General features: G+C 43.4%; 11 protein-coding genes. 8 read left to right on the plus strand and 3 right to left on the minus strand.

Annotated elements, in window-relative coordinates; genetic code table 11:
• The first annotated feature begins 18 nt into the window (after positions 1–18).
• The 4 genes from DP114_RS06655 (at position 19) to DP114_RS06670 (ending at position 3,430) form a co-directional block, all read left to right on the plus strand.
• Positions 19–657 (plus strand): pentapeptide repeat-containing protein, encoded by a 639-nt coding sequence (locus DP114_RS06655; RefSeq protein ID WP_169263488.1) that lies wholly within the window; start codon positions 19–21, stop codon positions 655–657.
• Positions 658–734: 77 nt separating this feature from the next.
• Positions 735–899, plus strand: a complete 165-nt coding sequence (locus DP114_RS06660) for a hypothetical protein (protein ID WP_246163079.1) — start codon at positions 735–737, stop codon at positions 897–899.
• On the plus strand, positions 899–1,300 hold the full coding sequence (locus DP114_RS06665; RefSeq protein ID WP_171975742.1) for a type II toxin-antitoxin system VapC family toxin: 402 nt from the start codon (positions 899–901) through the stop codon (positions 1,298–1,300). Before DP114_RS06660 ends, DP114_RS06665 begins: the two co-directional genes overlap by 1 nt.
• Positions 1,301–1,399: 99 nt before the next feature.
• The gene (locus tag DP114_RS06670; protein ID WP_169263489.1) at positions 1,400–3,430 is read left to right on the plus strand and encodes a WG repeat-containing protein; all 2,031 of its coding nucleotides are present in this window, start codon (positions 1,400–1,402) and stop codon (positions 3,428–3,430) included.
• Positions 3,431–3,480: 50 nt separating this feature from the next.
• Here the strand turns inward: DP114_RS06670 and DP114_RS06675 are convergent, their stop codons facing one another.
• The gene (locus DP114_RS06675; RefSeq protein ID WP_171975743.1) at positions 3,481–4,305 is read right to left on the minus strand and encodes a CPBP family intramembrane glutamic endopeptidase; all 825 of its coding nucleotides are present in this window, start codon (positions 4,303–4,305) and stop codon (positions 3,481–3,483) included.
• 14 nt (positions 4,306–4,319) lie between these two features.
• Positions 4,320–4,601 carry an ATP-dependent Clp protease adapter ClpS gene (gene clpS, locus DP114_RS06680; protein ID WP_169263491.1) on the minus strand — a complete coding sequence of 94 codons (282 nt, stop codon included), beginning with the start codon at positions 4,599–4,601 and terminating at the stop codon, positions 4,320–4,322.
• A gap of 203 nt (positions 4,602–4,804) precedes the next feature.
• On the opposite strand from clpS, the gene DP114_RS06685 reads away from it, so the two are divergent.
• Positions 4,805–5,161: a hypothetical protein gene (locus DP114_RS06685; protein WP_169263492.1), complete on the plus strand. Its 357-nt coding sequence runs from the start codon at positions 4,805–4,807 to the stop codon at positions 5,159–5,161.
• Between the two features lie 398 nt (positions 5,162–5,559).
• Here the strand turns inward: DP114_RS06685 and DP114_RS06690 are convergent, their stop codons facing one another.
• Complete coding sequence (locus DP114_RS06690) at positions 5,560–5,766, minus strand: hypothetical protein (protein ID WP_169263493.1); 207 nt, start codon at positions 5,764–5,766, stop codon at positions 5,560–5,562.
• 775 nt (positions 5,767–6,541) lie between these two features.
• On the opposite strand from DP114_RS06690, the gene DP114_RS06695 reads away from it, so the two are divergent.
• The 3 genes from DP114_RS06695 (at position 6,542) to rne (ending at position 12,748) form a co-directional block, all read left to right on the plus strand.
• Complete coding sequence (locus DP114_RS06695) at positions 6,542–6,919, plus strand: STAS domain-containing protein (protein ID WP_169263494.1); 378 nt, start codon at positions 6,542–6,544, stop codon at positions 6,917–6,919.
• 88 nt (positions 6,920–7,007) lie between these two features.
• The gene (locus DP114_RS06700; RefSeq protein ID WP_171975744.1) at positions 7,008–9,728 is read left to right on the plus strand and encodes a TIGR03936 family radical SAM-associated protein; all 2,721 of its coding nucleotides are present in this window, start codon (positions 7,008–7,010) and stop codon (positions 9,726–9,728) included.
• A gap of 902 nt (positions 9,729–10,630) precedes the next feature.
• Complete coding sequence (gene rne, locus DP114_RS06705; RefSeq protein ID WP_171975745.1) at positions 10,631–12,748, plus strand: ribonuclease E; 2,118 nt, start codon at positions 10,631–10,633, stop codon at positions 12,746–12,748.
• The last annotated feature ends 2 nt before the right edge of the window (positions 12,749–12,750 follow it).

Below are 12,750 nucleotides of genomic sequence, written 5' to 3' on the forward strand. Positions count from 1 at the left end.
TGATAATCCATAATTTATATGAACATAGAAGAAATTCGATTAGGAAAACTCAAAAATCTGCCAGGAACAAATTTAGAGGACGAAGATTTATCAAACGCTGATTTAAGTCGCGTTAATCTTGCTGGTGCTCACCTTGTTGGCACAATTTTTACAGGTTCCAAACTCGAAGGTGGACATTTAGAAGGTGCAAATTTGATGGGAGCCAACCTCGTAGAAACTGACTTGCGGGCGAACCTTATGGGAGCGAACTTGATGCAAGCAGATTTGACAGGCGCTGACTTACGAGGTGGAAATTTGCGTGGTGCTAATTTAATGGGAGCAAGACTGAGTGAAGTCTCCCTTGCAGGTGCTTTCTTGAGTGGTGCCAATTTGATGAATGTCAACTTGCAAGGTGTTGACTTTCGAGGTGCTGACTTGCGAGGCGCGAATTTGACTGGGGCGAATCTTAAAGGTGCAGACTTGAGTCGCGCTGATTTGCAAGGTGCGTTGTTAAGTGAGGCGAATTTGGAAGAAACTGACTTGCGCAAAGCCAATCTTGCTGGTGCGAATTTGACGGGTGCTAATTTACTTTGTGCTGAATTAGATGGGGCTAATTTAAATGGTGTGAATTTGGAGAGAGCGTGTTTGGTAGGGACATCGGTTGAGAGAGTTTCGTAAGGAAAAACTTATGAGTCTACAGGAAGTTCTTAAGCAAGCATTGCAGCTTTCAACAGTGGACAAGGTGCGTTTGATTGGTGCAAATTGCTCCTGAAATAGAACGCGAGTTAATCGACAACCCGCCTACACCCCGCAAATCATTGTGGGGTTTATGTGCTGATTTGGGACAAGCACCTTCAGAATCCGAAATTGATGCAGCCCGCAGTCAGGAATGGGCTAACTTCCCACGGGAGGACATTTAATGCTGCGTGCTGTCGCTGATACTCACACAGTGATCTGGTATATTTTTGCTGATGCGCGACTCTCGATTACTGCAAGAAGTATGATCGCACAAATTGCATCTGCTGGCGATCAAGTTGCTTTCTCCTCAATTACTCTAGCTGAGATTGTCTACTTAAGCGAGAAAGGACGTATTTCTGCACTGACGCTTGAGAGACTGCTTGCAGTTGTTGACACAACTGATGCTGTATTAGCAGAAGTTCCATTTGATCGACATATAGCCCAAGCTTTGCGTTTAGTTGAGCGCACACAAGTGCCAGATTTACCAGATCGCATTATTGCTGCTACAGCTTTGTATCTGGGAGTGCCAGTGATTAGTCGGGACTGCAAAATTAAACTATCCAGCAGGAACACTATTTGGTGATGGAAGTCAAGAAATATAGTCTTATAAGGCATTCTACTGTTTAATTGTGGTAATTGTGCCAGAATAGACGTGAATGTATAACGCACTTCCATCAGCTGTATGCTTGTCCAAGGAACAATCCTGCGTCATCGCTATCAAATTGTTGCACACATAGGAAGCGGAGGATTTGGCGACACTTACTTAGCGAGAGACAGGGATTTACCCAAGCATCCTCAATGTGTCGTAAAACACCTGAAACCGCCAAGCCTCGATCCAGATCTTTTATCCATTGCCAGACGTTTGTTTGAAACAGAAGCACAAGTTCAGTACTTATTAGGTCAGCATGACAAAATCCCAAACCTTTTTGCCCACTTTGAAGAAAATGGGGAATTCTATCTGGTTCAGGAATTTGTTGATGGGCATGATCTCAGCAAAGAACTCAGTCCTGGCAAGCGTTTTAGTGAAAACGAAGTCCTTCAATTGTTGCAGGAAATCTTGGAAGTATTGGCGGTTGTCCATCAACGGAATATTATTCACCGAGATATCAAGCCTAAAAATTTAATCCGCCGCCGAACAGATGGCAAGATTGTTCTCATTGACTTTGGTGCAGTCAAAGAGATTGGAACTTTAGCAAAGAACACTCAAGGTGTCGTAAGGTCTACCATTGCTATTGGTACTCCTGGCTATATGCCGAATGAACAAGCTAATCGTGACCCCAAATTATGTAGCGATGTATATGCCGCAGGAATGGTTGCTATCCAAGCGCTCACAGGGTTACTTCCTCAACAGTTTCTCCAAGACTCTACAACAGGTGAACTGATGTGGAGTCATTATGCACAAGTCAACAAGAAGTTAGAAGAAGTTTTAAACAAAATGGTGGGCTACCACTTTAGTCAGCGCTACCAGTCAGCATCTGAAGCTTTACAAGCAGTAAATGCTTTAGCGCCACAGCAACAAATCCCACAGCAACAAACCCCACAGCAGTCCCAACAGTTTAATAGAGTTGCTCGTGTCACGTCACAAATTCCTCAATCATTTCTGTGGGGAGGTTTAATTGGACTGGGCGGACTAGGAATAGGAGTCATTGCTACTGTTATTCTACTAAATCGCTCTCCATCTCCATCTTCGCAACCTGTAACAGCTTCTCCAACACCAATAGCCTCTGCGCTACCGACAACATCTCCATCAACAACGCCGAGTGCATCGCCACAGAATATTAACTGGGCGATTGAGCCACGATTTGAAGGAGTTAGCTATTTTTCCGATGAGCTGGCGAAGGTAAACATTGACGGTAAGTACGGCTATATCGACAAGAACGGTACCGAAGTCATTCGACCGCAATTTGACGACGCTGATAACTTTTCTGAAGGACTGGCAGTAGTGTGGATTTCTGGTCAGAACGGAGGCTATATAGACAAAACTGGACGCTTTGTGATTCCGCCACAGTATGCCAAAGATCGTGCTCAAAAGTTTTCCCAAGGGCTGGCGCGGGTACGAGTTGCTCGCACTTGGGGTTATATAGACAAGACAGGACGTTTTGTCATTGAACGAAAATTTCCTGAGGCTCAAGACTTTTCCGAAGGGTTGGCAGGAGTAAAGACTGGCGGCAAGTACGGTTACATCGACAAAACGGGAAACTTCGTAGTCAAGGCACAATTTGATCAGGTATATAAATTTAATGAAGATCTGGCAGGCGTAAAGATTGGTGGCAAGTGGGGTTACATCGACAAAACGGGAAACTTCGTAATTCAACCACAATTTGATCAGGTATATATATTTAATGAAGGTCTGGCAGGCGTAAAGATTGGTGGCAAGTGGGGTCACATCGACAAAACGGGAAACCTCGTAGTCAAGGCGCAATTTGATCAAGCCTGGAATTTTTTTGAAGGTCTGGCAGGTGTAAAGATTGGTAGCAACTGGGGTTACATTGACAAAACGGGAAACCTCGTAGTCAAGGCGCAATTTGATGAGGTTGGGAAGTTTTCCGAAGGGCTAGCGGCAGTAAAGACTGGCAGCAAGTGGGGTTACATCGACAAGAATGGCAACTTCGTCATTCAACCACAATTTGATAAGGCCGGAAATTTTTCCGAAACATTGGCGTGGGTAAATATTAACAATAACAGAGGCTATATTCGCAATCCCTTAAAGTAAGGTGCGTTAGTACTTTGTCCGTAACCCAGCAAAACTCCATTTTTAATTATTCAAATTTTCACTGCCCGCCCCCTCATCCACAACGCCAGCCCACCCAAAAACACCAACCCTATCACTCCTGCCAAAGGATTATCATTCACGCCCGTCACCCAGTCGGGAACTTGACGAGAATATTTCATCAATCCCCCAACATTAATAATGTAGTATCCCCAAACTAAACCACCATGTAAACCAATCGGTAAACCTAGGCGTCCCCTGGAACCCCGCTTCGCCCATACCAGTGTTAACCCTAGCAACAATAAGCCAAAAAATTGCGGGGAGGTGCGAATGACTTCTGGCAGTGGTTTAATAAAGTGGGCGATCGCAAAAATGGTGGCATCTGTCCAAAGTACGACAGGGGGGGTATAATCCCGCTGCAGTTCATCCAATATCCACCCCCTGAAAAACAATTCCTCTGCAAATGCCACACCCAAACTGGTAATTAACCCTTCTAAAACGACTCTGAGCAAAAAAATATTGGGTTTTTGCCACACCAACCAACCCAGGAGTCCTTCTAAACTAAATAGAATCAGAATGGTAATCAGCCCAATAGCCAAGCCGCGCACCAGTTCCACTTTATTGAGGCGTGTTCTTTCTAAACCATAGTGCCGAAATATCTGTCGCTGCTGGTATACATATTTGTTCCATATAGGGAGAAGCACGAAAAATCCAATTGCCAGCGGTACCATAGTCAAGATAGTGACTAAATTGGAATCATCTACCAACAAATAAATAGGTACGGCTATGGGCAACCATATTCCCACCAAAGTTAATATAAAAGCGCCCAGCCTTATTGGGGCAGGGCGTTGGCGTAAACGGAGTAAAACTTTTTTCAATTCAAATAGCCCAACTATTCCTCAGGCTCAATTGTGCTGGTCAAACCATGATTTTTCAAGGTTTCGCAATAGAACTCAGCGTGTTCTTGAGCGCAAGTAATAACTAAGGCAAAACCATTGCTATGCGCTTCCATCATAATGCTAACAGCTTGAGGCTGGGTAAGGTTTGGCACTGTAGTTAATAGAACTTGTACCACATGCTCCATAGAGTTGTGGTTATCGTTATGAAGCAAAACGCGATACCGAGGCGCTAGCTTGCGGGATGTTGAATTCTTCTGTAAAGTTTCGACAGACACGGCTCTTTACTCTTTTTTGGCTGAATTAGTACAGCAGAATATTTGTCAAAATATTGCTTAACACTTATTTATCCATTTTATAGCATACTCATACAAATGTGGTGTAAGTCAAAATTTTTGCGCTTCTGGGTTGATAGCTGCATGGCTTTGCTGTGTGTTGACACCTTATTCTCTTAGAATTGATAAAAATGCGCCTAAACTGCATGAACATGAGTGTGGAGTTTAAAGCAGGACAAATTGTGTATTTAGAGCATAGCGACAGGAGGCTGTACGCAGAAGTCATTCAAGTAGTCGTTTCCCGTCAGTTGTGTTGGGTACGTCCTTGGCTGCTAGTCGCCTTCACTCAAGAAATCCCGCAGATCATTGATCTGCGAGATGCTTCTGATCTGCTTTGGTCTATCAATTTATTTCAACCTGCCTTAGACACAGAAGTCATAGGTTTTTTAAGTGAGGTTTTGGCAAAACAACCAAAACCAGGACAGATTTTAGATGCTAAGCAACAACTCAATCAGTTTATTCACGAAATTTGGCAAGCACAAAAAGAAAGTTCTGAGTGTTGAAGTGCAAATGAGTCAAAACTCGTCTTGAGAATTCAGGACTGATAACGAATACCTGCATCTTTCATACGTTGAATTGCTTCGTGCATCCGTTGTGAAGAAAGCACTCAGGACTGTCCGAAAAAAGCTTTCTCCTACAGCACTCAACCGTTGAAACTCACATGGTTGTAGTTCTTTGAACTGTTCAGAGGTCATCAGTACTGCTCGACCTGTTCTTTTCTATTTTTCCACTATTCGTGCAATAGGTGTATTTAACCTTTAGAAAAAGTATCAGTAGTGACAATATTTCAGTGTAATTATTGGTACTACCGTTACTGTAGTTTCTATTTTTTCTGCTATTGAAGTTCGGTGACTACTATAGTGTTTACTTAATTTCAGTAAAAAGCTATCAATCCAACCACTTAGAAGAAACAACCTGCGCTTGGAACTAATTGAACACGACCAGCATCCATCTCTGCCATTAAAAGTTCTAAAGCTTCATAGTCAACGTCTGAAATATAACCCAGTTGTGTCAATTCTGAGTTGATTTCATTTTCTATTTCAGGAGTCAACTTTTTTATATCAAGAGCTTTTTCTACTAATCGACGAATAGAGTATTTTGTTGTCATTCTGATTACACCCAGTTTATAGGTAATCATTATCTATGGTATCATTTGATATAAAGAGTGATCTCAAACTGTCTGTGTAAGCGATCAAGATCACAAAAATCTGGAAACATAGCTCATTGCTGCTTCAACTATCTGCCAATTATCAGCAGACTTCTTGCTCAAAAGGGAAAGAGGCAAGTAAGTAAGGTTGTACACATCTACGTTTTAACCCACACAGCAAAATTAAGTCATGGGGGTATTTTAACCCGACTAATCGTGACGTCAAAGCAGTTCATAAAGTAAAAAGGCACCGCAGTTGTTCAGTACGAGTGATCAGGCAGATAAAAATCCTGATCTGTTGTACCAAAACAGTTGCGCACCTCATGGAAAGATGCTGCTTTGAACAACAGGAGGGTTTGGATATTCCACAAAGGAACTTTTCGCTCACTGCGGGGGTTTTTTGTGTGTCTTATTTTTAAGATAGGTTTATCAACGAAGTGGCTGTTGTAAGGTTAACGTTTCCTCTTGCAATTCAATCGAAGTATGATAAATAAAATTTCTAGGTGTAATTAGCTGTTTATCATCGCCTCTACGGCAATTTGTGAAGATTATATTTTCCTAAATATAAAAAAAAAGTATATTGAAACACAGTTACACTAGGGTTTTTGAGAATCTTTAAACAGTAACTCTATAGCAATAAAGATTCAGCAAAGATAACTAAGACGAATGGTCGATGTGAGAAAAAAAAGTTTATGGTCAAATACATCTAACCTTAAAGTTCAATAACTTTAAAACGATGCAAGTACTACTAGACTATCCAAAAATAACTGTTATTAGTCCTCAAGGTTGCCTAAATGCCACAAACGCTTTAGAATTTGAAACAAATATAACCAAAGCACTCTCACAAGACGGGGTTTGTTTGTTACTCGTAGACTTAGAGTTTGTGGAATCTGTTGACAGTGCTGGCTTGATGGCATTAGTGTCTGCACTTAAGCTATCTCAGAAACTAGGACGGAGCTTTAGCCTGTGCTCTATTTCACCATGCTTGAGAATTATATTTGAAATGACTCAGTTAGATAGGGTTTTTGAGATATTTGAAGGGAAAGCGGCATTTGAAGCAGCTTGCTTTGCGATCCAATCAGTGAAAACGAACTCATGTCAAAAAAAGTCTTAAGGAAAAATCAGTGGCTCTGTTGAAACACCATTAAAATGCTAATGTTAGAAGTGAGTAGCTGTAATTAAGGTAGCTAAAAGATAGCACAGTGAATGTTGCAGTTGAAAAGTTAATCACATCGGATATAGTAAAACCAGCTCGTTACTTAGGTAACGAGCTCTTAGCAATTCATAAGCCTTGGTATACGGCAGAAATCCATTGGGTTCTAACATACCCGGAAATTTATGAAGTGGGCGCATCGAATTTAGGACACATTATCCTTTATAATATACTGAACGCTCAGCCGCGTCAGTTATGCGATCGCGCTTACCTACCAGGATCAGATCTAGCAATAAAACTACGAGCAACAAAGACACCATTGTTCGCCGTAGAATCTAAGCGATCACTAAGCGAATTTGACATTCTAGGCTTTAGCCTCAGTTATGAACTCGGAGCAACCAACATTTTAGAAATGTTGGACTTAGCTGGAATTCCCCTAACTTGGCAAGAACGTCTAGAGGTGGAGACAAAATCAGATAACGAGGACGTTACTTCCTCGTCGTCCCCCCGTACACCCTTCTCCTTTAGTTACCCTCTGATTTTTGCAGGGGGACAGACAGCTACATCCAATCCGGAACCGTATGCTGAGTTCTTCGACTTTTTCGCCTTAGGAGATGGTGAGGAACTGTTGCCAGAAATCGGCTTAGTTTTGGAAGAAGGTAAAAAAGCAGGACTGAGTCGTAAAGAATTGTTGCTGGATTTAGCGCAGATACCAGGCGTCTATGTTCCTTTGTTTTATGATATGGCAGAGGATGGGTCAGTTCATCCTAACCACCCAGATGTCCCAAAACAAATTGTGCGGCGGATAGCAAGCCCAATGCCAGCCTATTCTATCGGGTTAGTTCCCTATATCGAGCCAGTCCATGACCGCCTGACAATTGAAATTAGGCGTGGTTGTACTCGTGGCTGTCGCTTCTGCCAACCAGGAATGCTGACTCGACCAGCACGAGATGTAGAGCCACAAAAGGTAGTGGAAGCAATAGATTCGGGAATGCGGCAAACAGGTTACAATGAGTTTTCTTTACTGTCCTTAAGCTGTTCTGATTATTTATCCTTACCAGCAGTGGGGATGGAAATCAAGAATAGGCTCAAAGATGAGAATATTTCTCTTACTTTACCAAGCCAACGAGTTGATAGATTTGATGAAAATATTGCCAACATCCTTGGTGGTGTGCGGCAAGGAGGACTGACTTTTGCTCCAGAAGCCGGAACTCAAAGAATGCGAGATATAGTTAACAAGGGTTTGACGAACGAAGAACTACTGCGGGGTGTAAAAACAGCTTGGGAACAAGGCTGGGACAAAATTAAACTTTATTTTATGATTGGCTTGCCAGGTGAAACTGATGCTGATGTTTTAGGCATAGCAGAAACGGTAAGCTGGTTAAAAAGGGAGTGTCGAGCCAAAGGCAGAAGACCACTGTCATTTAACTTAACAATCTCTAACTTTACGCCCAAGCCTCATACACCTTTTCAGTGGCACTCTGTTTCCACTGCTGAGTTTAAGCGCAAGCAAGAGTTACTGCGCCAAGCATTCCGCCGTTTCAAGGACGTGAAGGTGAATTTCACTGATGTCCGCATTTCAGCAATGGAAGATTTTATCGGACGAGGCGATCGCCACCTAGGTTCAGTATTGCGCCGTGCTTGGGAATTAGGTGCAGGCATGGATTCTTGGTTTGAAAGTGTAGAAAAAGCTTTCATTGCTTGGGAACAAGCCATCTTGGAAGCTGGTTTAGATTGGAAATATCGCCAAGTGGAGAAGGGCGAGTGGAACTTGTTTGCAACAACAGCAGACAAGGAGAAAGAAAAGGAGGAAACGAGCAAAAAAGAAAACCAAGCATTGACTGCCTGGATCCCTAGCCTTGATTCACCCCTGCCTTGGGACCACATTAACACTGGTATAGAGAAAAAATGGCTTAAGGAAGATTTGCAACGCGCTTTAGATGCAGCAACTGTGCCAGATTGCTCTTTTGAAAGTTGTTCTCACTGTGGCGTGTGTGGCACTGACTTTGGTCATAATATTGTGATAGAGCCGCCTTCTATCCCAGCATTTGCGGGTGAGTTTGTCCCAAATACGACCAAAGCACAACGGCTGCGTGTCTGGTTTGGCAAGCAAGGGGGTTTGGCTTTAGTCGGACACTTGGATTTGATGCGCTTATTTGATAGATCTGTGCGCCGCGCCGGCTTGCCAATTTCTTTTACTGGTGGGTTTCATCCAACCCCTCGCATTTCTATCGCCCATGCTTTGCCTTTGGGAACCACCAGCAGTGGTGAAATTGTAGATTTTGAGCTAACACAGCCAGTTGACTTGGAGAGTTTTCGCCAAAAATTAGCTGATGCTCTGCCATTAGATATTCCCATATATCAGATTCAAGAGCTAGATTTAAAAGCAAGTTCTGCAAACCAAGCTCTGGAAGCTAGTGAGTATCTCATAACTGTGGGTTGCCTTATTTCGGCCACACCTGTAGAATGGCAAGATTGGGTAGAAACCATCAAAGCCAAAAATGAGTTTTGGTGGGAACACACAACCAAGTCAGGCAAAATTCAGTTGGTAAATCTGCGCGATCGCTTATTTGAGTTAGAATTAGTAGAGTTGCCAAAACACCGAGATCATCAGGAAGAACCTGCAGTTATCCTGCGATATGTAGGTAGCTGTCGGCATGATGGGGTGCTGTTGCGTCCCGAACAAGTCCTGTTTATGCTAGAACAAGTAGCAGATACAGAATTCAATCTGCTGCAAATTCACCGGAATCGGCTGATTTTGGCAGTTTAGTTTTTCGGGGCAATTTGCTAGTAATTGCCCTGTAGTAGCACCTTAGGATAATTGATTTTTAACAAGGTTGCGTTAGAATGGAATCAAGAGAAATTTTCTGGCGCTGCATTGAGTGGACTGATTCACTACCCTGATACTCAGGGCGCAAAAGCAAAGATATTAGAGTGAAACGATTAGCGGGTTTTTTATTTAAGACAAACACCCCATCTGATTAATAACACTCTCTTTGATCTCGGTTGTGTGAATCAGCTTTTCCCCTACAATAGGCTTGCTGGCTTCTCTGATTCTATGATTTTTAAAATTAATTGAATGCCCAATCCACAATTTAGGTAGTTCGAGTAACGAGTACCGAGTGTTGAGATAGTGTTAAGTCACGAGTGGCGAGTTGAAGTGTAAATGACCCAGAACTTACCCTATGCCTACGGCACGCCAAAGGCGAACGGGTATCTCCTCCAACAGACGCGCTTTTTGTAAGTCCTAAAGGGACACGCTGAAAACCCCCAAGGGCGTACAGGCGTAAACAACTCATAAAACGCCGCTTGCTATAAGCGCTTACTTAGAGCAAGCCAGTTTCCAAGGGTGGGGGGGAAACCTCGCACTTTTATTAGCTGCGCCCTTGGGCGTAGTGGCTCGTCAAAACTCATAACTCAGAACTTCGCACTTTCCAGCGATTGGGTATTGCATCAAAAATTAACCACAGACGGTTCATTAAATTGCTTAAATTAATTGCAACCGTTCTGGATGGATCAGGCTTGTCAACGCAGTTAAGCGCCTAAGTAGCTTTGTTTCGTTTTTTGTGAGCGCAATTTTTAAGCGCAGCGCATAAGCAGGCTTGTAGCGGCCAGAGGTATAACAAACTGCCAAGTCTATTAATGCTGCCAGTTTTTGAGGACTATAATTGAATGCCAAAACAAATTATCATCGCGGAACAGCATCAAATTGCTGCAGTATTTTCTGAAGACCAAATACAAGAACTCGTAGTGGCCACAGGACATCACCAAATCGGTGATATCTACTTAGGAGTAGTGGAGAATGTACTACCTGGGATAGATGCGGCTTTTGTTAATATAGGCGATCCAGAGCGAAATGGGTTTATTCATGTCACTGACTTAGGTCCCCTACGACTCAGACGTACAGCAGCGGCGATTACAGAATTATTAACACCGCAGCAAAAAGTATTAGTGCAAGTAATGAAAGAGCCAACAGGTACTAAAGGACCAAGGCTCACCGGGAACATTACCTTGCCAGGACGCTACGTTGTACTGATGCCATACGGTCGGGGAGTCAATTTATCACGTCGGATTAGGAGTGAAAGCGAACGTAATCGTTTGCGTGCGCTAGCAATTTTAATTAAACCAGCAGGGATGGGTTTGTTAGTTCGTACCGAAGCCGAAGGCAAACCAGAAGAAGCGATTATTGAAGATTTAGAATTGCTGCAAAAGCAATGGGAAGCAATTCAGCAAGAAGGGCAATCAACGCGTCCGCCAGCGCTCTTAAATCGGGATGATGATTTCATCCAGCGCGTGCTAAGGGATATGTACGGGGCAGATGTAAACAGAATTGTGGTAGACTCCAGTACTGGCTTGAAGCGAGTGAAACAGTACTTGCAAAACTGGAGTGGTGGACAAACACCGCAAGGGGTGTTAATAGATCATCACCGTGATCGCGCACCAATTTTAGAATACTTCCGTATTAATGCTGCAATTAAAGAAGCTCTCAAACCCAGAGTAGACTTACCTTCTGGAGGCTATATCATTATCGAGCCGACAGAAGCATTAACAGTGATAGATGTCAACTCTGGTTCATTCACGCGATCGGCAACAGCTAGAGAAACTGTTTTATGGACAAACTGTGAAGCAGCCACAGAAATTGCTCGTCAGCTGCGGTTGCGAAATGTTGCAGGAGTAATTGTCGTTGATTTTATTGATATGGAATCGCGGCGTGATCAACTGCATGTTCTAGAACATTTCAACAAAGCACTCAAAGCAGACAAAGCTCGTCCCCAGATTGCCCAACTCACTGAGTTAGGTTTAGTAGAACTCACTCGCAAACGTCAAGGTCAAAATATTTACGAATTGTTTGGTACAGTTTGTTCCACCTGCGGCGGTTTAGGGCACATTGTCCATTTACCAGGAGAAACTGAAAGCCGACCCCTCGCCGCACCAACAGAATTACCAGACCGTTTTGCATCTTCCTTGCCCTATAAAGAACCACGTCTGCCAGTAACTCGACCGACTGAATCACGGGAAACCTTGGAAGGATATGGGGAACCATACGAGAGTGACAATGATTTGGCTACTTTGAATCTAGTCAATCATCCCAGCTACCAAGAAATGACTGATAGCAGAAAGCGTCGTACCCGCCGTAGTACGCGCATAGAAAGGTTAAATGGGGGAAATGGCAAAGATGAGCCACGGGTTGGGACTAATAACCCTCTGGCGTTTTTGAACGAGCCAGACTTGGAAATAGATGATGAGCCGGAACTTCCCACCCCATCAGAGGTCTCTTCACCCACTATTAGCAAACCTTCTTGGGGGAGTGACAGAGTCATCGAACGTAGCCATAAAGTGGTGACAAAGGTAGAACCAATCAAGCCAGTGGTAGAACCACCGGAGATTGTAACTGTAGAAATGTCGTCTCAGGAACAGGATGTCTACGCCCAGATGGGAGTTTCTCCGTTGGAAAAATTGAGTCGGGAGGTCAGAAATCCCAAATCTGTTATTATCAACGTCACCTTGCCTGGACACAGTCCTGCAACACCAACTGAATCAACCTCAGAATCACCTGTCTCTGCTAGAGTCACCGCTGTAGTCACACCCAGTCTACCAACCGAATCAATTCCAGAAACGACATCTGATGTATCGGGTGATGTATCGGGTGATGTCTCAGGTGATGTCTCAGGTGATGTCTCGGATCTTCCCGTAATGACAGAAGATGAAAGTGAAGTAACCAGCAGTCTAAGTGATAAGCGCCGCCGTCGCCGTCGTTCTTCCTCTGTGGAGACTGATACTGAAAACTAAGA

Origin of the sequence: Brasilonema sennae CENA114 (assembly GCF_006968745.1) — a bacterium.
GTDB classification, from domain to species: domain Bacteria; phylum Cyanobacteriota; class Cyanobacteriia; order Cyanobacteriales; family Nostocaceae; genus Brasilonema; species Brasilonema sennae.

What these genes read in the sequence shown, in the direction of transcription:
- DP114_RS06690 (WP_169263493.1), bottom strand. Translation starts at nt 5,766, where the DNA reads ATGACAACAAAATACTCTATTCGTCGATTAGTAGAAAAAGCTCTTGAT.
- rne (WP_171975745.1), top strand. Translation starts at nt 10,631, where the DNA reads ATGCCAAAACAAATTATCATCGCGGAACAGCATCAAATTGCTGCAGTA.
- DP114_RS06695 (WP_169263494.1), top strand. Translation starts at nt 6,542, where the DNA reads ATGCAAGTACTACTAGACTATCCAAAAATAACTGTTATTAGTCCTCAA.
- DP114_RS06665 (WP_171975742.1), top strand. Translation starts at nt 899, where the DNA reads ATGCTGCGTGCTGTCGCTGATACTCACACAGTGATCTGGTATATTTTT.
- DP114_RS06655 (WP_169263488.1), top strand. Translation starts at nt 19, where the DNA reads ATGAACATAGAAGAAATTCGATTAGGAAAACTCAAAAATCTGCCAGGA.
- DP114_RS06685 (WP_169263492.1), top strand. Translation starts at nt 4,805, where the DNA reads ATGAACATGAGTGTGGAGTTTAAAGCAGGACAAATTGTGTATTTAGAG.
- DP114_RS06670 (WP_169263489.1), top strand. Translation starts at nt 1,400, where the DNA reads ATGCTTGTCCAAGGAACAATCCTGCGTCATCGCTATCAAATTGTTGCA.